General features: G+C 68.9%; 22 protein-coding genes and 2 pseudogenes. 17 read left to right on the top strand and 7 right to left on the bottom strand.

The window, feature by feature from the left end; translation table 11 throughout:
• Window positions 1-66: 66 nt before the first annotated feature.
• The 3 genes from K8Z49_RS05450 to K8Z49_RS05440 all read left to right on the top strand — a co-directional run bounded on the left by K8Z49_RS05450 (window position 67) and on the right by K8Z49_RS05440 (window position 2,801).
• On the top strand, window positions 67-810 hold the full coding sequence (locus K8Z49_RS05450; RefSeq protein ID WP_075022335.1) for a VOC family protein: 744 nt from the start codon (window positions 67-69) through the stop codon (window positions 808-810).
• A gap of 351 nt (window positions 811-1,161) precedes the next feature.
• A complete protein-coding gene (locus K8Z49_RS05445) occupies window positions 1,162-1,647 on the top strand; it encodes a DUF1062 domain-containing protein (RefSeq protein WP_021594795.1) in 486 nt (161 codons plus the stop codon).
• Window positions 1,648-2,396: 749 nt separating this feature from the next.
• The gene (locus K8Z49_RS05440) at window positions 2,397-2,801 is read left to right on the top strand and encodes a nuclear transport factor 2 family protein (RefSeq protein WP_412517751.1); all 405 of its coding nucleotides are present in this window, start codon (window positions 2,397-2,399) and stop codon (window positions 2,799-2,801) included.
• Window positions 2,802-2,881: 80 nt separating this feature from the next.
• Here K8Z49_RS05440 and K8Z49_RS05435 read toward each other — a convergent pair whose 3' ends face one another.
• From K8Z49_RS05435 to K8Z49_RS05425, 3 genes are all read right to left on the bottom strand, one after another.
• Window positions 2,882-3,670 (bottom strand): NAD(P)-binding domain-containing protein, encoded by a 789-nt coding sequence (locus K8Z49_RS05435; RefSeq protein ID WP_412517750.1) that lies wholly within the window; start codon window positions 3,668-3,670, stop codon window positions 2,882-2,884.
• Between the two features lie 177 nt (window positions 3,671-3,847).
• On the bottom strand, window positions 3,848-4,432 hold the full coding sequence (locus K8Z49_RS05430; protein WP_412517749.1) for a dihydrofolate reductase family protein: 585 nt from the start codon (window positions 4,430-4,432) through the stop codon (window positions 3,848-3,850).
• 33 nt (window positions 4,433-4,465) lie between these two features.
• Window positions 4,466-5,449, bottom strand: a complete 984-nt coding sequence (locus K8Z49_RS05425; protein WP_412517748.1) for a threonine/serine dehydratase — start codon at window positions 5,447-5,449, stop codon at window positions 4,466-4,468.
• Window positions 5,450-5,551: 102 nt separating this feature from the next.
• Between K8Z49_RS05425 and K8Z49_RS05420 the strand changes: the two genes are divergently transcribed.
• Window positions 5,552-6,067 carry an Lrp/AsnC family transcriptional regulator gene (locus K8Z49_RS05420; protein WP_412517747.1) on the top strand — a complete coding sequence of 172 codons (516 nt, stop codon included), beginning with the start codon at window positions 5,552-5,554 and terminating at the stop codon, window positions 6,065-6,067.
• 102 nt (window positions 6,068-6,169) lie between these two features.
• A complete protein-coding gene (locus K8Z49_RS05415; protein ID WP_412517746.1) occupies window positions 6,170-6,355 on the top strand; it encodes a hypothetical protein in 186 nt (61 codons plus the stop codon).
• 326 nt (window positions 6,356-6,681) lie between these two features.
• Here K8Z49_RS05415 and K8Z49_RS05410 read toward each other — a convergent pair whose 3' ends face one another.
• On the bottom strand, window positions 6,682-7,713 hold the full coding sequence (locus K8Z49_RS05410) for a dipeptidase (RefSeq protein WP_412517745.1): 1,032 nt from the start codon (window positions 7,711-7,713) through the stop codon (window positions 6,682-6,684).
• A gap of 425 nt (window positions 7,714-8,138) precedes the next feature.
• Between K8Z49_RS05410 and K8Z49_RS05405 the strand changes: the two genes are divergently transcribed.
• From K8Z49_RS05405 to K8Z49_RS05365, 9 genes and pseudogenes are all read left to right on the top strand, one after another.
• The gene (locus K8Z49_RS05405; RefSeq protein WP_412517744.1) at window positions 8,139-8,918 is read left to right on the top strand and encodes a methyltransferase domain-containing protein; all 780 of its coding nucleotides are present in this window, start codon (window positions 8,139-8,141) and stop codon (window positions 8,916-8,918) included.
• 141 nt (window positions 8,919-9,059) lie between these two features.
• A complete protein-coding gene (locus K8Z49_RS05400) occupies window positions 9,060-9,473 on the top strand; it encodes an HIT family protein (RefSeq protein ID WP_412517743.1) in 414 nt (137 codons plus the stop codon).
• 46 nt (window positions 9,474-9,519) lie between these two features.
• Complete coding sequence (locus tag K8Z49_RS05395) at window positions 9,520-10,341, top strand: transposase (RefSeq protein ID WP_412517742.1); 822 nt, start codon at window positions 9,520-9,522, stop codon at window positions 10,339-10,341.
• Between the two features lie 68 nt (window positions 10,342-10,409).
• Window positions 10,410-11,321 (top strand): DUF4158 domain-containing protein, encoded by a 912-nt coding sequence (locus K8Z49_RS05390; RefSeq protein ID WP_412517741.1) that lies wholly within the window; start codon window positions 10,410-10,412, stop codon window positions 11,319-11,321.
• Window positions 11,322-11,824: 503 nt separating this feature from the next.
• A pseudogene (locus K8Z49_RS05385) lies at window positions 11,825-13,437 on the top strand (transposase).
• A gap of 156 nt (window positions 13,438-13,593) precedes the next feature.
• A complete protein-coding gene (locus K8Z49_RS05380) occupies window positions 13,594-13,968 on the top strand; it encodes a GntR family transcriptional regulator (RefSeq protein ID WP_075022316.1) in 375 nt (124 codons plus the stop codon).
• A complete protein-coding gene (locus K8Z49_RS05375) occupies window positions 13,965-14,870 on the top strand; it encodes an ABC transporter ATP-binding protein (RefSeq protein ID WP_075022315.1) in 906 nt (301 codons plus the stop codon). The genes K8Z49_RS05380 and K8Z49_RS05375 overlap by 4 nt, the downstream gene beginning before the upstream one ends.
• Window positions 14,867-15,562, top strand: coding sequence for a hypothetical protein (locus K8Z49_RS05370; protein WP_075022314.1), 696 nt, complete (start codon window positions 14,867-14,869; stop codon window positions 15,560-15,562). Before K8Z49_RS05375 ends, K8Z49_RS05370 begins: the two co-directional genes overlap by 4 nt.
• A gap of 113 nt (window positions 15,563-15,675) precedes the next feature.
• Window positions 15,676-15,879: a glycine zipper family protein gene (locus K8Z49_RS05365; RefSeq protein WP_143118576.1), complete on the top strand. Its 204-nt coding sequence runs from the start codon at window positions 15,676-15,678 to the stop codon at window positions 15,877-15,879.
• 230 nt (window positions 15,880-16,109) lie between these two features.
• On the opposite strand, the gene K8Z49_RS05360 is transcribed toward K8Z49_RS05365, so the two are convergent.
• Window positions 16,110-17,285: a tyrosine-type recombinase/integrase gene (locus K8Z49_RS05360; RefSeq protein ID WP_412517740.1), complete on the bottom strand. Its 1,176-nt coding sequence runs from the start codon at window positions 17,283-17,285 to the stop codon at window positions 16,110-16,112.
• Between the two features lie 819 nt (window positions 17,286-18,104).
• On the opposite strand from K8Z49_RS05360, the gene K8Z49_RS05355 reads away from it, so the two are divergent.
• The 3 genes and pseudogenes from K8Z49_RS05355 to K8Z49_RS05345 all read left to right on the top strand — a co-directional run bounded on the left by K8Z49_RS05355 (window position 18,105) and on the right by K8Z49_RS05345 (window position 19,882).
• Window positions 18,105-18,770 (top strand): DUF4158 domain-containing protein, encoded by a 666-nt coding sequence (locus tag K8Z49_RS05355; protein ID WP_412517739.1) that lies wholly within the window; start codon window positions 18,105-18,107, stop codon window positions 18,768-18,770.
• 52 nt (window positions 18,771-18,822) lie between these two features.
• A pseudogene (locus tag K8Z49_RS05350) lies at window positions 18,823-19,691 on the top strand (Tn3 family transposase).
• A complete protein-coding gene (locus tag K8Z49_RS05345; RefSeq protein ID WP_412520992.1) occupies window positions 19,574-19,882 on the top strand; it encodes a Tn3 family transposase in 309 nt (102 codons plus the stop codon). The pseudogene K8Z49_RS05350 and the gene K8Z49_RS05345 overlap by 118 nt, the downstream one beginning before the upstream one ends.
• Before the next feature lie 21 nt (window positions 19,883-19,903).
• Here the strand turns inward: K8Z49_RS05345 and K8Z49_RS05340 are convergent, their stop codons facing one another.
• Both K8Z49_RS05340 and K8Z49_RS05335 read right to left on the bottom strand, forming a co-directional pair.
• Window positions 19,904-21,184, bottom strand: a complete 1,281-nt coding sequence (locus tag K8Z49_RS05340; RefSeq protein ID WP_412517738.1) for an MFS transporter — start codon at window positions 21,182-21,184, stop codon at window positions 19,904-19,906.
• On the bottom strand, window positions 21,181-22,620 hold the full coding sequence (locus tag K8Z49_RS05335) for a rhodanese-like domain-containing protein (RefSeq protein ID WP_412517737.1): 1,440 nt from the start codon (window positions 22,618-22,620) through the stop codon (window positions 21,181-21,183). Before K8Z49_RS05335 ends, K8Z49_RS05340 begins: the two co-directional genes overlap by 4 nt.
• Window positions 22,621-22,643: the final 23 nt, after the last annotated feature.

Genomic DNA, 22,643 nt, shown 5'->3' with positions numbered 1-22,643 from the left:
AGTCCAGGGGGTGGGGCCCGCTGGCCGATACCTATCGCTCATTCGTCTGGGCATAGGTTGGGCGCTATGACGCTGCGACTTGTTCAGGTGAACTACAAGGCTGGGGACGACTCGCGCCTCGGCCGGTTCTGGGCGGAGGCGCTCGGCTGGGGCGTCTCCAGCGAGGGACCGGGTGTGACCAACGTCGAACCCGTGGGCTTCTCCTGGCCGGACCCCAGCGCCGTCTGCATCGATTTCGTCGCCGTCCCGGACCCCGAAACGGTGAAGTACGGCGTGCACATCGATCTCGCCACCACCTCCGAGGCCCACCAGGCGGAGCTGGTCTCGCGCCTGAAGGATCTCGGGGCGACGCCCGCGGACGTGGGCCAGGGCGACGTCCCGTGGACGGTCCTGGCCGACCCGGAGGGCAACGTGTTCTGCGTGCTGGAGCCCCGGGAGATCTACCGTGACACCGGGCCGATCGCCGTGGTGGTGGTCGACTGCGCGGACCCGCGGGCCATGGCCCGGTTCTGGGACGAGGCGCTGGACTGGACCCTGCACGAGGTGACCGACGATCACGCGGTGCTGCGTTCTTCCGAGGGCATCGGACCCTACCTGGAGTTCCTCCGCGCACCTGGCGAGAGGTCATGGTGGAACCGCGTCCATCTCGACCTTCTACCGGACCCCGTTGACGGCAAGGAGGCGGAGGTGGCCCGCCTGCGAACCCTCGGGGCGGTCGACATCGACCTCGGCCAGGGCGACGTCCCGTGGACCGTCCTAGCGGACCCGGAGGGCAACGAGTTCTGCGTCCTCGGCCGGGCCGGGAGCTGAGCCGCCTTCGCGCAGAGGGACCTCCATTGACCTTGACGGAACCTCGGCCATAAACCGTTTGATGCTTCCTTCCGCGCTCCCATAGGTTGCCTACGGCCCGTCGTAGTGAGGACAGAGGACAGACCGCGTGACCCCGCCTGCTCTTTAAACCTGACACCTTCTTCCGCTCACCTGTAGCCGACGCTGCCGTCGGTTCCGCCGGGCTGCCCAGGCGCGCCCGGTCATACAGCGTTCGAGGCCGCGCGTAATCGGCCTCGTGTCAGGTCTAGAGAGATCATGTCTTCACAACCTCATATTGGGCTGCCCTGGGTCGTCCGCCGAACCAGGCTGCCTCTCCTGTCCCTACGGTGCGTGGACTGCCGGTCGGAGACGGCCACGACCGGCGAGGGCAGGTTCCGGGTCAACGCCAACGGCAAGCTGCTGGACGTGTGGCTGCTGGTCCAATGCGTGTCCTGCAACCGGACGAGCAAGCTCACCGTGCACCAGCGAGTACCGGTCCGATCCTTCGATCCGGCCGCACTCCACGCCTACCGCGTCAACGATCCGGAAATGGTGGCGTCCAGGCTGCTGGATCCGCTGCTCGCCCGACGCAACCGCTACACCCTGGACTGGAGGGGGGCCTGGAGGCTGCACACCACACCGGTTCCGCTGGACGAGGCGTGGCCGGTACAGGTGCAGGTCGTCCTCGAGGACCCGGTCCCGGTCCGCCCGGATCGGCTCATCGCGCGCGGGCTCGGCCTCAGCAGGAACGAGGTACTGCGGCGGATCAAGTGCGACACTCCGCTGCGCCGCACGACGAGCACCGGCTTCACCTTCACCCTGATGGCCGGGTACTAGCGAAGGTGGAGCCGGGCGGGCCACTCGTGCCCGCCCGGCTCCACCTCCCGACGGCAACGCGGCCTCCGACGGGCGCGCACCGCCGCACGGTGCGGTCATGCCCGAAGGGACGGCCCTTCGATGCGCAGGAGCCGGTCAGTTCGTGGACTCGAGCTCGCCTGGAGGTAAGGGCGCTGGCCATCGAACTTCGCAGCGAGCTGTTCCTCTTCGGTCACCGGTCCCCCGGTCTACGACGGTGTCACCACCAGGACGCACCGCACGACGATGAGGTAACACGCCTCGCCCAGGGGCCTCCAAGGGTGGCGCGGTCGATTGCGTGTTCGGCTCTCGGCACCGTCCGGGTCCTCCCGCGCCTGCCCAAAGGCCGCACCACCGGGTGGGCATACATGACCGACCGTCGCGCGCCCCCACCTCCGGACGGCGCACCCCGGCGACACGCCGCCCCTCTGCCCGCCGCAGCAGCGCTGACCGTCCTCACCGCCTGCCGGGCTCCCCGCACCCGGTCTAACTCGGCTGCCCACATCGTCCTCATTTGCGGCTGGTGACACGTCGGTCAACGGCTCCCGCAATGGTCGACCTTGAAGCGCCGGCGTCGCGTGATGCGACTCGCCGCCACCGCCCGGGGCTGCCGGAGTCGGCACACACCTGTTGGCGGGCGCCACTACTGGGTTCTCAGCGCGGTTGAGCTCATCGATGAATCGGGACATGATGGGCTTGCAGGAAATGTTCGACCTGTAGAGTCGACGCCCATGACGGCAGAGTCACCGGCGCAGACTGTACAACGCTTGTTCCCCCTGCTGGCCGAGGGGAAGAGCGCGGAGGCGGCGGCATTGTTCGCTGACTCGGTGTCGTTCTCGATCCCGCATCCGCCGGGCATTCCATGGGTGCCGGAGGTCGGCTCGGCGGAGGACATGCGGACGTTCTTCGAGTTGCTCCAGACCCATGTGCAGGCCAAGGAGTTCGAGCTCCATCAGGTAATCGCCGAAGGCGACGACGTTGTGCTCATTGGGCGCATGCTCTCCGAGGTCAAGAAGACGGGCCGGGAAATCGACACCGCGTTCGCTCTGCACACCACGGTCCGGGAGGGGCGGATCACCCGCTACCACCTCTACGAGGACACCTACGCCGTTGCCAGGGCCTACTTCGACGACTGATCGATCGCAGGCGTGCCCTGGCCTCGTCACGTCCCACGTGCCGAATGAATCGTTGCGAGAGACGGGATGTGAAGTTGCTGTTATCGCTGACCGCTGTCCCGTTGTCCCTGAAGGTCGGTGAGGAGGTCATCGAGGGCCTTGTTAAGGGCTTCGGAATTGGCCTGGTCGAACCATGTGGTGCGGATGCGTTCGTTGATTCCGTTCGGGGTCTCGTGGTCGGCGGCGAGCTGGTGCAGGGAGCGGGTCTTGTCGCCCAGGGCGCGGCCGACGCCCTGGAAGAGGCCGCGAACGTAACTGTCAGCGTCGTCGGGGGCGATGCCGTGGCCGGCGGCCCACGAGGTGAGGGTGGCGAGATACCAGTAGTGGGTGGTCAGCGTGCCCGTCAGCGCGGAGAAGACGTCGAAGGCCGCCTCGTCCCCGACCGGAAGCACTCCGCCCAGGCGCTCGAAGAGGGCGTCCACCGTCGGATGCGACGGGCACGTCACCGTGACGGAGCGGCGTTCGCGTACGGCGGGCAGAGGAATGGCCCGGACCAGCGGGACGTCGGTGGCCAGTGTCTGACGCAGATCATCGATGCCAACGCCGGCCATCACGCTGACCACCGGTTTGTCGCCCTCCACTCTGAGGCCGGTGAGGGCTTCGTCCCGGTCCTGGCGGCGTACGGCGATGATCACCACCTCGGACCGGTCCACCACATCCTGGTTGTCGGCGCACACCCACACGCCCTCGAAGCGCTCGGACAGTTCCGCGACCGTGCCCGTTCCTCGAGGTGAGAGGAATATTTCCGGCGGCTCGTCGTGCCCGTCACACAAGCCCGTCACGATGGCCCGGCCGATCTCGCCCACTCCGATGATGCCGATGCGCTTCACTGCGCTTACCTCCATTGTTGTGTGGTGGTCATAACCCAAATCGGTCCGGGTCGGCGACGATAAGTCGGTATCAGTAGAGCCGGTCTCACCGGCCGCGACCCTCGTCCACGGCAGTGGTGGCCAGAAGCGCTGCCGGATGGGGGGCCGTCCTGGCCCGGCCCAGCGTCTCCAAACGGCTCAGCGGCGGATGCGGTAGCGGATGTGGGTGGCCTCCGGTGTGTCGATCACCCGGACGACGTCGAGCTCCACGCGCGACGGCAGCACGTCGAACAATCGCCGGCCACCTCCGAACAGCACCGGCACCAGATGGACCTGCACCTCGTCCAGCACCCCGGCCTCGATCGCCCGCTGCGCCGTGTAGGCGCCGATCACGTGCACGTGCCGATCCCCGGCGGCGGCCTTGGCTTGCGCCATCGCGTTTTCGATGCCGTCGGTCACGTAGGTGACCAGCGGATAGTTCGCCACGGACGGGTCGGGTGGCCGATGGCTGGCCACGAAGATCGGGATGCCCTGGCCGTTGTGATCACCGCCCCAGTGATCGACCTGCTCCGCGGTACGCCGTCCCGCCAGGACCGCGCCGGACGTCGCCATTTCGCCGAGCACCTCCCCGGCCGGACCGGACCGGCGGAACTCCCCGTCCGCCGTGAGGCCCCATTCGTGGAGCCGGACGAAGCCGTCGCCACCGGCGTTGCCCGGTTTGTCGTTCGGGCCCGCGATGTACCCGTCGAGCGACATCGACATGTCAAGCACTGATACCGACATGAACCTGCTCCTGTTCCTCTGCGCCCCGCCCCTTCAGCGCGCCTCCTGTTCGCTCGCCCTCAACCGCCCCAATGCCTGTTCGGGACGCGGATTGGCGCCGGTCAACACCGTCGCCAATCGATCGCCGGAAACCATGCCCTCGGCGATCGCCGCCAGGCCCGCCGCTCCCGCCGGTTCCAAGACGATCCCGAGCGTGTGCGCGGCCAGCTCCATGGCGGCGGCGATGGCTTCGTCGGTCACCAGGATGATCTCGTCCACCAGGGTGCGAGCCCGCCGCACCGAGGCCTCCGGCGGGTTGCGCACCGCGATGCCGTCAGCGAAGGTGCGAGTGCGCTCGATGCAGACCGCGCGGCCGGCGCGCAGGCTTTCCAGCATCGAGGGGGCGCCTTCGACGTTGACCCCCACGATCCGCGTGCCGGGAGCGTGCTCCTTCATCCAACGTCCCACGCCGTTGATCAGCGCGCCGTCGCCTACCGGAAGCACGACGGCGTCAAATCCCGGACCACCAGCGCCGCCCGGTCCGCCACGGGTCAGTTCGACCCCGATCGTCCCGGCGCCTTCGGAGATCGCGGCCTGGACACCGTCTTGCAGGTAGACGCGGTCGGGATGGCGCCGAGCGTGAGCGGCCGCGGCTTCTCGCGCCGAGGCCCCGTCGCCCTCGGCCACGATGACCTCGGCGCCGAACGTCTCCATCCGTTCCCGCTTGCGGGGATTGATCGTCTCGGACACGAACACTTCGACCGGCATCCCGCGAGACCGTCCCGCATAAGCGATGGCCTGCCCGAAGTTGCCCGAACTCGCGCACACCACAGGCGTGCCGGGGGCAAGCGTGCTCAGCATCAGATCGGCGCCTCGGCCCTTGAAACTGCGCACCGGATTGGCCGTCTCCACTTTCACCGTCACCGCACGGCCGCCCAGCGCCTGGCACAACTGCTCGTCGACGTACTGCGGGGTGTGCAGAAACACCGGATCGATCACCTGCATGGCCTTCTCGATCCGCGCCAGGTCCAGATCCACGCGCCTCACCTTTCCTTCGGGGCCTCCCGGACCTGCCCGACGCTAATGGAACCCCCGATCGAACCGATTGAGAATTCTTGCACCGCCACGCAATAATCTTGCATGCCCGAACCGCCACCCCCGCGTCTCGACGAGATCGACGCACTCCTGCTGGACCTTCTCCAACACGACTCCGGACGCACCCTGCACGACCTGGGCGAACAGGTCGGGCTCTCCCCCAGCGCCGTCCAGCGCCGGATCGCCCGCTACCGCAAGGACGGCCTCATCACCAGGCAGGTCACCGTCCTCGACCCGCACCGCTTCGGCCCCACCATCCTGGCCACGGTCCTGGTGACTCTGGCCCAGGAGTCGTTCGAGCACCACCGAGAATTCGCCGAACGGATGCGCGCAGAACCCCAGGTCCAGCAGTCCTACCGGGTCGCCGGACCGTGGGACTACGTGGTCGTTCTAGCCGCGCGGAGCATGCGCGACTGCAGCCGGCTCGGCGACCGCCTGTTCAAAGCGGACGACAACATCAAGCGGTACGAGACCCTGGTCGTCTTCGACACCATCAAAACCGGCTTGGCCCTCCCACTTCCCGCACCACAACCCTCGCAGCCACAAGCCAAACGGCCGTAGGCAGGACCCCCGCCGCCTGGATGGCCCACGCAAAGGCACTCGCTTGGCCAGTCGAGCGAATAGGGTGGCGCACCTGGCGGCAGCACCCCAGTGCACCGTGAGGTGGCCGAGCCCGGGTGCGCGGTACTGGTCACCCGTACCTTCGACGGCCCCGCCCCCGACCGTGCTCGGGCACTGCCCGCCGACCTGTTCACCGCCGGAACTAGGGTGCTGGCCGCCGAAGGGCTGATCGCCGCGCCCTTCTACAACGGCCTGGACGGCAACCACGTGTTGAACTGCGCGTTGTAGACCAGCACCCAAGGCCGCCATCGAACACCGACCGCCACCCCTGCCCGACGGCCCGCACTGGCAACGCGCCCACACCGTGCTACGACTACGTTCCACCACGTTCCGATGGTGCCGACCATTGTTCTTCTGGACCCCTGACTACCCTGCCCGCTGTCGTGATGGCGGCCCTAATCCACCGGCGCCGCCGGTGACGGACGTCCACCATGGGGCCCTGGTGCCCCTCGGCCTTGCCGTGTACGGGGACGCCCAGGGCGCGGATCGACATGCCGACCGCTTGGCGAACTGCTCGTTCAGCCGGAACGGGACGGAGCCGGCAGGTCTTGAGGTCAGGCGAGATGGGTGGTGAGCAGCTCGTGGAGGTTGCCACCGAGGATCTTGCGGATGTCGGGCTCGGGCAGGCCGCGGGCGAGAAGTTCGCGGGTGAGCAGGGGGAGGCCCGAGGGGCCGGCCAGGCCGGGGAGGGTGGCCATGACGTCGAAGTCGACGGTCGCCGCAGGGTCCTCGCAGCAGGGCGGGGTGAGGTCGGTGAAGACCTCGCGGACGAAGTCCGGGCCAAGGCCGACGTGGTCGAGGCCCGCTACAGACGCGACGTGCTCGATGTGGTCGGCCAGCCGGGCGACGGTGTAGCCGGACGGATCGTCGGCCAGGAAGCCCGGCAGGAAGTTCACGCAGACCACGCCGCCGGACGCCGCTACGCCCCGGATCTGGTCGTCGGTCAGGTTGCGGTGGTGATCGCGCAGGGCGCGGGCACTGGAATGGGTCGCGATCACCGGCCGGGACGCGATCTCGAGAACGTGCTCCACGCCGCTCGCGCCCAGATGGGAGATGTCCAGCAGGATGCCGAGCCGTTCCATCTCACCCACGGCCTCGACGCCCGCGGCGGTCAGACGGCTTGCGGTAGCGTCCTCGCCGCTGCCGTCGGCGAGCGGGGTGCGTCCCCAGTGCGCCAGCGAGGCGACCCGGACGCCCAGCCGATGCACGGTCGCGAGGAGCTCGACGTTCGCGTCCAGCCCGGGCATGCTCTCCAGGGCCAGGACCAGCGCGATCTTCCCCTCGACCAGTGCCGCGTCGATCTGCGGCCCGTCGAGGCAGAGCCGGACGTCCTCGGCGTTCCCCTCGGCGATCGCGTGCGCGCACTCGATCATCCGCAGCGTCTCGCGCAGCGCCCCCTCGGGCCTGAACTGGCCGTCGATGAACACCGGGAGCACCTGGAGATCGACTCCGCCGGCGCGGAGCTGCGGCAGCCACCGCTCCCTGAAGAAGGACGCCCACCGTGCGGGCGGACGGGCCACCACCGCCATCAGCAGGTCGTTGTGCGCGTCGGCCACCACCGCGCTCTCATGCAAGTCGGCACCCATGATCGACACTGTAGGGCGTGGCCGGACAAACGGCAGAAAGACACCACAGGTGACCGGCTCGGGCATCGGGACGTTCGTCTAGCTATCCGTTTGATGAACGCTCGCCGGGCGGGTACTGGTCATGCCACCGTGTCCCGTTCAGTCATTTATCTTGCCGTTCGTTTTTCGTTCTGTTTCTCCTGGTCAAGCGGAGGGAACTCCGACGCGTCCCAAAGGAGTCGGTGCCCACTGTCGGCGTACTGACCAGCGTGCTCGCGTATGGGGTTAGTTCGATCGCCCGCTCGGCGATCTGGATACGGTTGGTGGCCGGTGGCTGAAGCCGACCCCCATGATCGGGGCGATGACAGGCGATCGGATGTCGTGGCCTTACTGGACGTCGAAAATGGGGTGAGGAGCGCACGGTTATGGGCGTAGCGTCGGCGACCATGACCAGTGAGGCGAACACGGGAGATGACCCGGCGGACGGCTGGTTCCCCGAGAGCGTGGCCGCGCGCTACGACGCTCCGGGCGGCGCGAACGCACCCGAGGTGGTGACGCCCGCTGTGGACGTCCTCGAAGACCTTGCCGAGGGCCCGGTACTCGAGTTCGCCGTCGGCACCGGGCGGATCGCCGTGCCGCTGGCCGCTCGCGGGGTTCCAGTGAGCGGCATCGAACTGAGCCGGGCGATGGCGGCACGGATCGCGGGCAAACCGGGGGGCGACGCGGTCGAAGTCACGATCGGCGATATGACGACGAAGCGGGTGGCCGGTCAGTTCTCGCTGGTCTATCTGGTGTTCAATACGATCAGCAACGTGACCACACAGGACGGGCAGGTCAACGTCTTCCGCAATGCGGCTGCGCACCTGCGGCCGGGCGGGCTGTTCCTCATCGAGGTGGGCCTGCCGGATCTGCGTCGCCTACCACCCGGACAGGACGTCGTCCCGTTCGCGGTGGCGCCCGACGCCGACGGCGGCGGCTATGTCGGGTTCGACCAGTACGACGTCGTCACGCAGGAGTTCACGTCGAACCACGTCACCGTGTCGCCAGGCGGGACGGGGCGGTTCCGCCGCATTCCCTTCCGGTATGCCTGGCCGTCCGAGATGGACCTCATGGCGCGCATCGCCGGGCTGAGCCTGAAGTACCGCTGGGCGGACTGGTACCGCTCGAAGCTCACTGCTGAGAGCACCAAACACGTATCGATCTGGCAGAAAGACCCGACCACCTAACAGCGCGCCACATCCAACCTGACCCGACCCCACGGGTTCTCGGCGGCCTCGACCGGTCGCGTTGGCTGGGCTGGTCCCGATACGTTCACCCGTACGCGGCTGAGTTTCCTTCATTATCCGAAAGCGGCAGTATCGCTCCTCATGGAGTGCGTCTTCTGTGACCTACTCAAGTCGAACAGCGCGCGCTGGGTCGCTCGTGAGTCCTCCGCCGCCGCGTTCGCGCCGCTACGCCCCCTCGCGCCAGGACACGCGCTGGTCATCCCGACAGATCACTACACCGATATCTTCGACACGCCGTCCGGGCCGCTTGCCGAAGCCATGGCATTGGTCCAGCGCCTGGCCAAGGCCATACGCGTCACCCTTGATGCCAGCGGTGTGAACATTCTTCATGCCAGCGGGCCCGACTCGGAGCAATCGGTTCCGCATCTGCACTTCCATCTGATCCCGCGTTGGCCGGACGACGAATTCTCGACCTGGCCCACCGGACGGTCTCGTCATCGCGTCACCGCCGACCCGATCGCGCAACTGGCCAACGCGATGAGATCACAAGAGTAGGTAGCACTAATGGATCGCCTCCGAGCTCCGAGTCGGGCTGCGGCAGGTGGAGAAGTGGCGGCGGACCTGGCGTGAGGGCGGGGCCGAGGCGCTGCGGTCCAAGGGCCCGCACCGCAGGCCGCGGCTGGACCAGGCCGCCTTCGCGCGGTTGGAGGCCGAACTGAACCGCGGTCCGGCCGCGCACGGGTATGCCGATGACCAGCGGCGGACGCTGGGCCGGGTGGCCGCGCTGATTCGCCGGCTGTTCGGGATCGACTACACCCTGCCGGGGGTGTCGCTGCTGCTGCGCCGCAACGGCTGGTCGGTACAGGTGGCCGGACGCCGCGCCGTCGAACGCGACGATCACGCCGTGCAGGTGTGGAAGGACCAGGTGTGGCCGCAAGTGAGGGTGCACGGCGGCGAACACGGTGCCCGCATCTCGGTCGCCGGGATGGTCTGCTACCGGCCCGGCGAGCGGTCCCGGCTGATCTACCGGCTGCACCACTACCGCCGCCGCAAAGGCGAACGCGCCGCCTTCACCCTGAACGAGTACAAGAGCATGCTGAACGGCGCCCACCAGCACCTGCCCGGCGGGAAGATCGTGCTGATCTGGGACAACCTGAACATCCACCACTCGGCGGCGATGCGGGCGTTCATCGACGCCCACGCCGACTGGCTGTCGGTGTTCTACCTGCCGGCCTACGCCCCCGAACTCAACCCGGCCGAGAGCGTGTGGTCGCTAATGAAACGCTCCATGGCCAACTTCCTGGCCACCGACCTGGACCACCTCACCCGCATGATCAAGCACCGACTCAAAGTCATTCAGCACCACCCCGGCGTGATCGACGGTGCCTCACTACCAGGGGTGCCGGTAAGAGACGTGTCATGAGCCCCAAACGGCGTTGATCTTGCTGTAACTTGCCTGGTCAATGCTGGGTGGTCATGAAACACCCCCCGATGCACATCGACGAGTTGGTCGAGCACTGGACGATCCTGGATGAAGAGCGCGACCTGATCGCCGGAAAGCGCGACGCCACGCGACTCGGCTTCGCGATCTTGCTGAAGTTCTACACGCAGCACGGCAGGTTCCCGCGCGGCCGTTCAGAGCTGCCGGAAGACGTGGTTGAGCACGTGGCCAAGCAGGTCCGGGTTCCTGCCTCGGAGCTCGGCTTTTATGAGTGGTCCGGCTCCACGATCGAGTACCACCGCAGTCAGATCCGTACGCACCTGGGCTTTCGCACCTGCACGACCGAGGACGCAACGAAGCTGGCGGTGTGGCTGGCCGAGGAGGTCGCGCGCGCCGAGCGGCGGCCTGAACGGGTTCGGGAGGAGTTGCTCAAGCATCTGCGCGAGGAGCGGATCGAACCGCCGGCGCCTGGACGGATCTCCCGGATCGTGGCCTCGGCCCTGTACAACGCGGAGGTCGCCTGGTCGGTGCGGATCGCCTCCCGGTTGAGTCCCGAGACCACGCAGCGGATCTACGCGCTGGTCGGCATCGAAGATGCGAGCCGCGCGGTGAACGAGGGGGCCGGTGACCGTCAGGAACCTATAGGTGAGGCACCTGCCGAGGACGATGACGACGTCGACTCCGGCCTCCTGGCGTTGATCAAGTCCGCGCCGGGCAACGTGAGCCTGGAGTCGATGATGACCGAGATCCGCAAGCTGGCGGCGGCGCGCTCGATCGAGCTGCCGCCCGGGTTGTTCGTCGACGTGGCGCCCAAAGTGCTGGCCGCTTGGCGGGCCCGGGCGGCGGTGGAAGCGCCCTCCCACATGCGCACGCATCCGCGCGAGCTGACGGTGCTGCTGCTGGCGGCGCTGGTCCAGGAGCGGGAGCGGGAGATCACCGACGCGCGCTGGTGGAACTGCTGATCGCCACCGTGCACCGAATCAAGGCGCGGGCCGACAGCAAGGTGACCAAGGAGCTGATCAACGCGTTCAAGCGGGTGACCGGCAAGGAGAACATCCTGTTCAAGGTCGCCGACGCCGCGCTCGGCCAGCCCGACGATTCGGTCCGCCAGGTCATCTTCCCGGCTGTCAGCGGCGGCGAGCATACGCTGCGGGATCTGGTGCACGAGTTCAAGACCAAGGGCCCGGCCTACCGAACCACGGTGCAGACCACGCTGCGCGCCTCCTACACCAACCACTACCGGCGCGGCCTGATCGCGCTGCTGGACAGCCTGGAGTTCAAGAGCAACAACACCGCCTTCCAGCCGGTGATCGAGGCGCTGAAGTTGATCCGCCGCCACGCCAAGGCGGGCAACACCACCTATTACCCGCGCGGCGAGGTGGTGCCCGAACACCGCGGCACCGCTGGTGAGTGGGAGGACCTGGTGTTCAAGGACGACAAGCGCGGGCGTCGGCGGGTGGTGCGGATGGTGTATGAGATCGTCACCTTCCAGGCGCTGCGCGAGGCCCTGCGGTGCAAGGAGATCTGGGTGGTCGGCGCCCACTCCTTCCGCGACCCGGAGGAGGACCTGCCCAAGGACTTCGTCGCCCGCCGCGTGGAGAACTACGCCGAGCTGCGCAAGCCGCTGGACCCGAAGGACTTCATCGCCGAGTTGAAGGCCGAGATGCGCGCCGAGCTGGAGTCGCTCGACACCGCGCTGCCGAAGCTGGACTGGCTGGCGATCTCCGAACGTAAGTCTGGCGCGATCAAGCTGACGAAGCTCGGCCCGGCGGATGAGCCGCGGAACCTGCGCAAGATCAAGAACAAGGTGGGCCAGCGCTGGGGATCGGTCCCGCTGATCGACATGCTCAAGGAGGCGGTGCTGCGCACCGGCTGCCTGAAGGCGGTCACCTCGGTGGTGGGCGGCTCCAGCCTCAAGCCCGAGGTGCTGGCCGAGCGGCTGATGCTCGCGATCTTCGGGTACGGCACCAACACCGGGATCCGGGCCGTGGCCTCCGGTGGCCACGCCCACAGCGAAGACGATATCCGCTACGTCCGGCGCCGCTATCTGACCCCGCAGGTCGCCACCGACATCGCGATCGCGATCGCGAACGCCACCTTCACCGCCCGGGACGTGGCGCTGTGGGGCGAGGGGACGACCACGGTCGCCTCCGACTCCACGCATGTGCGCGCCTATGATCAGAATTTTTCACTGAGTGGCATTCGCGGTACGGCGGCCGCGGCATCCTCATCTACTGGCACATCGAGCGCGGGTCCATGGTGGTGCACTCGCAGACTCTGCGCGCCTCGGCCTCGGAGGTGCACGCGATGATCGAGGGCGCGGTCCGGCACGGCACCACCATGAAGGTCGAGGGAAACTATGTCGACTCCCATGGCCAGACCGAAATCGGGTTCGGCGTGACCAGGCTCTTGGGCCTTGACCTGCTACCGCGCATCAAGCAGATCAACAAGGTCAAGCTCTACCGGATCGAGAGCGGCGAAAGCGACCTGTACCCGCGGCTGACGCCGGCGATGACCCGGCCGATCCGCTGGGACCTGATCGAACAGAACTACGACCAGATGATCAAATACGCCACCGCGATCAAGCAGGGCACCGCCTCCACCGAGGCGATCCTGCGCCGCTTCACCGAGTCCGCCTCCCATCCCACCTACCAGGCCATGCTGGAGGTCGGCCGGGCGCAGAAGACCATCTTCGTCGCCCGCTATCTGCGCCTGCGCGAGCTCCAGCGAGAGATCCAGGAAGGGCTCAACGTGGTGGAGTCCTCCAACGGAGCGAACTCGGTCATCTTCTACGGCAAGGGCGGCGACATCGCCACCAACCGGCGCGAGGAGCTAGAGATGAGCGTGTTGTGCCTGCGCATTCTGCAGGCCGCGCTCGTGTACATCAACACCCTGATGCTCCAAGATGTCCTGGCCGACCCCGAATGGGCCACCATGCTCAAACCCGCCGACCGGCGCGGGCTGACCCCGCTGTTCTGGCAGCATGTCCAGCCCTACGGCGAGGTACGGCTGGATGTGGCCAAGCGCCTTTCGCTCGGCGGCGCTGCGCAAGCTCCGGAGGCGGGCAACCCGGATTAGCTTCATGATCGTGGTAGGGCGTGCGCGCCCCTGGGAAACGGGTCCCGGCGCCGCCGCCGACTGAGGTCGCGGGACGCCCGGCTGCTTGACGGCCGCGGCGCAAGATTGCATGGTTAGCTACACAAGTAGCTAACCAGTTGGGCGGCTAAGCCAAAGATGGACGACGACCGACCGATCTTCCTTCAGATCGCCGAGCTGATCGAGAACTCGATCATCGACGGGTCGCTGGTGGAGGAGGCCCAGGTCCCATCCACCAACGAGCTTGCCGCCTTTCACCGGATCAACCCGGCCACCGCGGCCAAGGGCGTCAACCAGCTCGTGTCGGAGGGAACGCTCTACAAGCGACGCGGCATCGGCATGTTCGTCGCCGGTGGCGCCCGGGCCAGGCTGCGCGAGCGGCGACGGGAACGGTTCACCGAACAGTACGTGGAACCCCTGCTCGCCGAGGCGCGCAAGCTCGGCATCGGCCACGACGAGCTTATGAAGATGATCGATTCATTCGGTGCGGTTGCCGGGAGGGACCTGAGATGACGGCGGTGGTAACCGCACACGGGGTGACCAAGCGCTTTGGTGACGTCACGGCGCTCGACGACGTGAGCTTCGCGCTGGCCGAGCACACGATCTACGGCCTGCTCGGGCGCAACGGGGCGGGCAAGACCACCCTGATGCAGATCCTCACCGGGCAGGCGTTCGCGTCGTCGGGGAACGTGTCGGTCTTCGACGCGCCACCGGTGGAGAACCCGGCCGTCCTGTCGAAGGTCTGTTTCGTCCGGGAGAGCCAGCGCTACCCCCACGTCTACACCGTGCGCCACGTCTTTCGCACCGCACGCCGGCTGTTTGCGAACTGGGACGACACGTTCGCGCACGGCCTCGCCGCGGACTTCCAGCTACCGGCCGGGCGGCTGGTCCGCAGGCTCTCGCGGGGCATGCTGTCGGCCCTCGGCGTGACCGTCGGGCTGGCCGCGCGGGCGCCCCTGACGTTCTTCGACGAGCCGTACCTCGGGCTCGACCCGGCCGCCCGGCAGCTTTTCTACGACCGCCTGCTCGCCGACTACGCCGGGTATCCCCGCACCGTGGTGCTTTCCACCCACCTCATCGACGAGGTGAGCGATCTGGTCGAGCGGGTGCTGCTCATCGACCGTGGCCGGCTGCTGCTCGATGAGGACGCCGACGACCTGCGCGGGCGGGCGGTGGCGGCCACCGGTCGGGCGGAGGCCGTGGACGGGTTCGCGGCCGGACGCACCGAGTTGCACCGCGAGCGGTTGAGCGGCCTGGTCCGGTCGACCATCCTCGGTGGGCTCGGACCGCACGCGAAGGCGCTCGCGCAGACGCTGAACGTCGAACTGGAGCCGCTGTCGTTGCAGCAACTCGTGGTCCGCCTGACCGCAGGGCCGACGACAACGGCGCCGGCGGACCGGGAGGCCGCCCGATGAACCGCATCCGTCAGGTAGCCCGTCTCCAGATGCCGGCCTGGCCGCAGATCCTGGGCTGGACGTGGGGCATGACGGCCGTCACGTTCGGCATCAACCTGTTGACCTTCATGGCGAACTACGACCCGGGCGACGGCGTGAGGAACACCGGCGGCCTGGTCAGCCTGTGCGGCGTTGCGATCGGGATGGCCACCGTCTCGGTCACCCAGATCTTCCCGTACGCGCTGGGCATGAGCGTGACCCGCCGGGAGTTCTACCTGGCCTGGTCGCTGCTCGCGGTCGTCCAGTCGGTGGTCTACGCGCTGGTGCTCTGCCTGCTGCGCGCCGTGGAACAGGCCACCGGCTACTGGGGGATGGGGATGCGCTTCTTCGGCCTGCCGTTCATGGATGACGCCAACCCGGTGCTGCTCCCGCTCGGGTACGCGGTTCCCATACTGGTCGTGACCCACCTCGGGATCCTGCTCGGCACGTTGTACCTGCGCTGGGGCACCACCGGCGTCCTCGCCAGCCTCACCCTGGCCTTCACAGCGCTCGGGCTGGCCGCCGCGCCGATCACGTGGACCCGGCAATGGCACGCGATCGGCCGCTGGTTGCTCGACCAGTCCCCCACGGCGCTGCTCGCCGGCTGGCCGGTCCTGGTCGCCGCCGCGTTCGCCGTCGGCGGGTACAGGGTCATCCGCCGTGCCACGGCGTAGCCGCGGCGGGCACTCGGCCGCTCCGCACCACCGGACAACGCGAACACCAACATCCGCCGTGATGGGCCGCCAGATTGTCAGCCCTGTCCGCCCGCGTCCTTAGGAGAGATGCAATGACGAGCAACACGCCCCCGCCCGCAGGTCTCGGGATCTGGGCAAATCTCGGGATCTGGATCGCATTTGGCGCTGCCTTCGGCCTCCTCGTCGGAGGTCTTTTCGACAACGTCGCTCTCGGCATCGCGCTAGGTCCGGCCCTGGGTGTGGCTGTCTGGGCCGTCTTCATCGCGCCGCGAAGGAATACCCGCCGCGACTCCTGAGCGTCGCGCCCGAGTATCGGCTACGGAGGTCGTAGGCGCCACCGGGAAGTCCAGGAAGCAACGCAACGGCGCTGGCGATGGTGGCCGCGTCACACTCAGCGTCATCGACGCAGCCGGCGGTCCAGGCGCTCCCGGCGTCGCGCCTGCCGTCATAGCACTCGCCGACCGGATCGTCGACTGGGCGGATGGCTACGCTGCCCGTCGTGTTGAGGTGTGACCAGGTCTCGCGGTCATAGGTCTTCGACGTAGTCGGCGGCGATGTCGTCGGGTGGGTTGGTGTACAGGCGCAGGTAGCGGTCGTTGGCGTGGCCGAGGCGGCGCTCGAGTTCGGCGCGGTTGTGGCCGGAGGCCTGCGACAGGCCGTAGGCGAAGGTGTGCCGGGCGTCGTGCGGGCGCAGGGTGCCGAGCTTGCGGTCGGGGTCGGGCATCTGGGCGTCGTGCAGGCGGCCGATCTCGCCGACGATGGTGTTGATGGAGCGGGCCGAGAGGCGGCCGTCGGGGCGGCGGGCGGCGATGGAGGCGGCCGATAGCAGCAGCGCGGCCGGGCCGGCGCTGGCGGCGGCGTCGCCGGGCCGCTCCTGGTCGAGGTAGTCGGCCAGCGCCTGGCGGGCGTCGCGGCCCAGGAACACGGTGCGGCTGGTGCGGCCCTTGCCGCGCACGCCGACAAGGCGCGCCTTCTTGGCCTGGCGCAGCCGCTCGGGGGCGGCCGGCTCCACCTGGTCCAGGTCCAGGCCGACCAGCTCCGCGCGGCGCAGCCCGGTGCCGAACAGCAGGTAGATGATGGCCCGGTCGCGCAGCGGGCGAGCGTGGGCGTGCACCCGGGCCGTGGCGGCGCCGCGGTGACGGCGGCCCCTGAGCTCGTGGAAGGTCTCGATCCGGTCCACGACGTTCTTGACGGTGCGCACCTGGGCGACGGCCAGCGCTCGCGGCTGCGGGGCGGGCAGTGGTAGCGGGGGGACTTTCTTGGTCGGGTCGCCGTGGCGCAGCAGCCCTTCGGGGGCGTGCGCGGTGATCCAGGTGAACAGCGCTGACAGGTGCGCGAGGTGGTTGTTGACGGTCGCTGGCGCCATCGGCGCGGGCATGTTGTCGCGGCCGCGGTTGCCGGCGGCGGCCAGGTGGTCGCGCCAGGCTGTGATCTCGCGCGGGGTGACGGCCGAGAGCCGGTTGTGCCCGAGGCCGTCGGTGATCCAGGCGCCGAAGCGCTCCAGGTGCCGGGAGATCTTGGCGGTGACCTCAGCTGAGCGGACTCCGCGCACGGCGAGATCGAGGTAGCGCTCCGTCCAGACCGGGAGGCTGTCGTCGGCCGGATCGAGGCGTTCGGGAAGCCCGACCACCTTTCGTGAAGTGATTTCGGCGTGATCCTGCCCGGCGAGCAGGGACGCCGAACTGGGGGTGGAGGACAGCATGCAGCCACATTACTTCACGGAAGGGGCATTTCCTGAAGAGAGTCAGCCAAGCGCGAGCTTGGGCCAGCAGCTCGTTTGGGGCTCATGACACGCTTCTTACCGGCACCCCTACCACCGGCCTCACTATCACCACCACACCCGCCATCACCAATCAAACCTGGTTAGGCGACAAGACACCCGACCACCTCTGCATAGGGATCTGTGCGCCGACAGCCCCGCTTATGTCGCCCACCCGGCGGCCCTCGTCGAGCAGGCCGAGGATATCCGCTCGGCGGCATAGCGGAGGTGAGCGGCGACCAGACAAGCGCCCGGCCCGAAGGTCCGGGGCAGCGAGCTGGAAACTCCACACCGCCGGATACACCGACCCCGTAAAATGAAGCCCACCGGGTTCGATGAAGTCCGGTTTGCCTGGCGTCGGTCGGCGCGCGCAGATTGTTGGTACGAGCCCTCACCACATCGATGGTCTCGCGCTCCATACTCGCGACGTCCCGTACGAATAGGGGTGCCGTTAAGGATCGCCGCATCAGGGGCGAAGTGGCGGTAGGCCGCTTCCTGCCACCGCAGTTGGGCAGTTTTGGGGACACGGGGAGAGTGTTACCGCCAGCATTGCCCCGTATTCGGGGGTGAGTGGCGCTGGGTTTGTTGGGCTCGGTGCTCGGCGGGGTCTGCTTCCTGGATAGGAGCTGGCGAGGTGGCTGAGCCGCTGGACCTGGACGAGTTGGTTGAGCACTTCACGCTGCTGCCGGAGGATCTGGCGCTGCTGCGGAACAAGACCGGTGCGACCAGGCTGGGCTTCGCCCTGATGGCCAGGTATCTGCCGTGGAGGGCCGGTTCCCGCGGGGACGGTCGGACCTGCCGGACGAGATGGTGGAGTTCGTGGCCAGGCAGGTCAAGGTGTCGGCGACCGACATCGCCTTCTACGACTTCGGCGGCCGGACGATCAAGGGCCACCGTAGGGAGCTGCGCGAGGCGCTGGGGTGGCGTCCGTGCGGCGTGCCCGACGCTGAGAAGCTCACCACGTCGCTGGCGGAGGACTTGTGCACCAAGGAACGCCGTCCCGAGCAGGTCCGCGTCGAGCTGTTGTCCCGTTGCAGGGCCGACAAGATAGAGCCGTCGACTGCGTTGCGCATCGACACGATCGTCCGGTCGGCGCTGCGCCAGGGGGATCAGTCGCTCATCGCCCGCGTGCAGGCGCGGTCCGGGCCGGAGGCGCGACAGCGGATCCTTGCTCTGGTGGCCCGTCCCGGCAGCGGTGACGGCGATGCGAGTGGTGAGCAGGCTGACCGGGAGGAGGTTGAGGACGAGGCCGCCGGCGTCCTGGGACAGATCAAGCAGGCGCCGGTCGACGTCAGTTTGAACTCGATGCTGACCGAGATCTCCAAACTGGACCTGACGCGGGGCCTCCAGCTGCCGGACGGCTTGTTCGCAGGGATCTCCCCGAAGATCGAAGGGGTGGCGGGACCGGGCCTTCGCCGAGTCGCCTAGCCACCTGCGCGCCCACCCGGAGCCGGTCCGGCTGGTTTTGCTGGCCGCGCTGGTGTACCCGCGGCAGCGGGAGATCACCGACACGCTGGTGGAGTTGCTGATCTCCGCGGTGCACCGGATCAAGGCGCGCGCGACCAAGCGGGTCGAGCAGGCGTTCATCCGGGAGATCCGCCGTCTGCGGTACGTGCGGCGCTGCTACCTGAGCGAGGAGGCCGCCCGGCTGGTCGCCGCTGCGATCGCCAACGCCACCTTCGCCGCCCGGCAGGCCTGGCTGTGGGGCGAGGGCAGTACGGCGGTCGCGGCCGACTCCACCCACTTCTCGGCGTTCGATCAGAACATCTTCACCGAGTGGCACTCCCGGTACGGGGGCCGCGGCATCTTGATCTACTGGCACATCGAGACGGGTCGGTCGCCGTCCATAGCCAGTTGCTGGAATGCTCGGCGTCCGAGGTGGCCGCGATGATCGAGGGCGTGGTGCGGCACGGCACTGACATGACCATCAACGAGGCCTACGTCGACCCGCACGGCCAGACTGAGATCGGGTTCGGCGTGGCCCGAATGCTGGGGTTCAAGCTGATGCCGCGGATCAAGCAGATCAACCGGTGCGAGCTGTACCTGCCTAGCCCCGGAACGCGTGAGGACTACCCGCGGCTGGCGCCCGCGCTGGCGCCCCGCCCGATCCGCTGGGACCTGATCGCCCCAGCAGTACGACCAGATGGTCAAGTACGCCTCCGCGATCCGCACCGGCACCGCCTCCACCGAGGCGATCCCGCGCCGCTTCACCCGCAGCGCCTCCCATCCCAATCATCCACTTCGGCAAGCGCGGCGACATCGCCTCCAACCGCCGCGACGAGCAGGAGCTGGAGATCTTGTGCCCGCACATCCTGCAGGCCGCCCTGGTCTACATCAACACGCTCATGATCCAGGACGTGCTCGGCGAGCCCGAGTGGGCCGACGCGCTCACCGACGCCGACCGCCACGGCCTGACTCCGCTGTTTTGGACCCACGTCCTGCCCTACGGCGAGGTTCACCTCGATCTTGGCAAACGGCTGTCCCTGGGGGCCGCGCTGGACGCGCCGCCAGGACCTGCGACCGCGGGCAAGGCACCGTGAACGTCCGGGCGGCGTCGTCACCTATCTCGCGATCGTTGTGGAGGCAGGACGGTCGGTGATCCAGCGGGCGGCCAGCAGGCCGGATGCGGCGGTGAGGGCGGCGGCGGCGATGACGGTCGTGTTGAGTCCGGCCAGGTCGGCGAGGATGCCGGCGAGCAGGGCGCCGGCGGCGTAGCCGATGTCGCGCCAGAACCGGTAGGTGCCCAGGGCGTTGACGCGCCAGGTGGGGTGGGCGTGGTCGGAGACGGCGGCGATCAGCGCCGGGTAGACCATCGCGGTGCCGATCCCGAGCGCGATCGCCGAGCCGACGCCCGCCAGCAGTGGCCACTCCAGCAGGGCAAGGGCGAGGACGAATCCGGCGGCCTGGACGAGCATGCCGGTGACGATGAGGGGTTTGCGGCCGATGCGGTCGGCGAGGTGGCCGGTGGGGATCTGGCCGAGGCCCCACAGGATCGGGTAGAGGCCCTTGATCAGGCCGACGGCGGCCAGGCCGAGGCCGTGGTCGGTGAACAGCAGCGGGAACACGCCCCAGGTGAGGCCGTCGTTGAGGTTGTTGACCAGGCCGGCCTGGCTGGCGCCGCGCAGCGACCGGTTCCGCCAGGAGGTGCGGGCGAACGCGGTCGCCAGCCCGGGTGCTTCTCCGGCCGGGGCGGGCCGGGGGTGCTGGGCCAGCTCCACGGCGACGTGCGCGGCGGTGTCGCGGACGATCAGCGACAGCGCCAGCCCGGCGGCCACGAACACCACCCCGATGAGTTCGGGGGCCGGGCGCAGGCCGTGGGCGGTGGCCAGGTAGCCGGTGGCCAGGGCGGTGGCGCCGACGGAGACGTAGCCGGCGGCCTCGTTCAGGCCGGTGGCCAGGCCGCGGCGAGCCGGGCCGACCAGGTCGATCTTCATGTTGACCGTCATCGACCAGGTCAGGCCCTGGTTGACGCCCAGCAGCACGTTCGCGGCGATGATCCAGGACCAGGACGGTGCCCACGCCAGCGCGAACGGCACCGGGACGCCGACGAGCCATCCGGCCAGCAGGAGCTGCTTGCGGCGGAACCGGGCGGTCAGCGCCCCGGCGGCCAGGTTCGTGACCGCTTTGGTGATGCCGAAGGCGATGATGAAGGAGAACACCACCAGGTCGCTGGTCAGCCCGAACACCTGGCTGCCGATCAGCGGGACGGTGGTGCGCTCCAGCCCGACCAGGCCGCCGACGCAGACGTTGACGATGACCAGCACGGTGAACTGCGGCCAGTTCTCCCGCAAACCCAGCCGGACCGGGCGCCCGGCCTGCGGCGCCTTGGCGGTCGCGCTCACGCCGCGTCTCCCTGCGGGCCGTATTCCAGGCTCAGGTCGCGGGCGGCGGCGTACTGGTCGGGGCTGCCGTCCAGGACGGTCACGTCGGTGCGGCCGGCGCGCTCCAGCAGGCTGGCGGCGGTCATGGCGCGCTCGCCGTGCCCGCAGGCCACGATCGCGCCCGCGGGGGCGCCGGCGGCGTGGCCGGGCAGGTCGCCGAGTTCGAGGTTGAGGGCGCCGGGAACGTGCCCGGCGGTGTACTCGGCCTGCTGCCGCACGTCGATGTAGGGGCCGTCCGGGGCCCGGTCGGCGGGGACGAACGCGGTGGTGGCCACCGGATGCCCGGTCGCGGTCCAGGCGGCCATGCCGCCGGTCAGGTGCCCGGCGAGCCGCTCGTACCCGATCTTGTAGGCGGGCCAGGCGATCTCGTTGAGGTCCTGGCCGGGGCCGGTGACGAAGGCGAGGGGGGCGGTGGCGGGCAGCAGCCAGCCCAGCCAGGTGGCGAACTGCTCGCGCAACGGGATCGAGATCGCGCCGGGGATGTGCCCGGCGGCGAACTCGGCCGCCGGCCGCACGTCGACCACGTACCCGCCGTCGTCCAGCAGTGCCTTGACCTGCGCGGCGTCCAGCCCGGGCAGCGGAGGCGGGGCGGTGAGCACGGCCGGGCCGCGCCGGTTGGCCTCGGTCAGGCGGGCGAAGTAGGCCGGATAGGAGCCCAGACTGGCGACCAGGTCGCGGACGAAGGTGTCGGCGTCGGGCGCGGCCAGCAGCGGGTTGGTGCGCCTCTGGGCGCCGATGGTGGTGGTGCGCTCGGCGCCGGGCGGGGCTGAACAGAACGAGCCCGCCCCGTGCGTGGGCCACACCGCCGTGGCGTCCGGCAGCATCGCCAGGCGGTGCAGCGAGAGGTACTGCGCGCGGGCCAGCGCCTGGGTGCGGTCGGCGCCGAGCAGGTCGGTGCGGGCGGCCGAGCCCACGATCAGCGACCCACCGGTGAACACCCCCAGCTCCCGGCTCCCGTCCAGCAGCAGGAACGCAAGATGCTCGTCGGTGTGCCCGGGCGTGGCCAGCACCCGCAGGATCAGACCGCCCAGGTCGACCTCGTCGCCGTCGGCCAGGCCCCGGTGGGGGAAGGCGCGGCGCCCGGCGGCCGAGGCGAGCACCGTCGCACCGGTGTCGTGGCCGAGCTGGACGGCGCCGGACAGGAAGTCGGCGTGCAGGTGGGTGTCGGCGGCGAACGCGACGCTCAGGCCGCGACGTTCGGCGGCGGCGCGCAGCGCGCGCAGATCGCGGCTGGCGTCCACGGCCAGGGCACGGCCGTCGCCCAGATCGACCAGGTAGGCGCTGTTGCCCAGCCCCTCATCGACCAGCGGAATCAGGTGATCGTCGGCGAAGCCCACGGCGGTCCTCCCAAGGCAGTGCGGCACGGTGGCGGGGATGCTGGTGGCAGCACCCGCCATCGACTACAATATTCCATGGATTT

The sequence above is a fragment of the Actinomadura madurae genome (genome assembly GCF_047130825.1).
GTDB classification, from domain to species: Bacteria; Actinomycetota; Actinomycetes; order Streptosporangiales; family Streptosporangiaceae; genus Spirillospora; species Spirillospora madurae.
The sequence above is the reverse complement of the archived record's forward strand: the minus strand, read 5'-3'. Positions and strand labels throughout refer to the sequence as shown.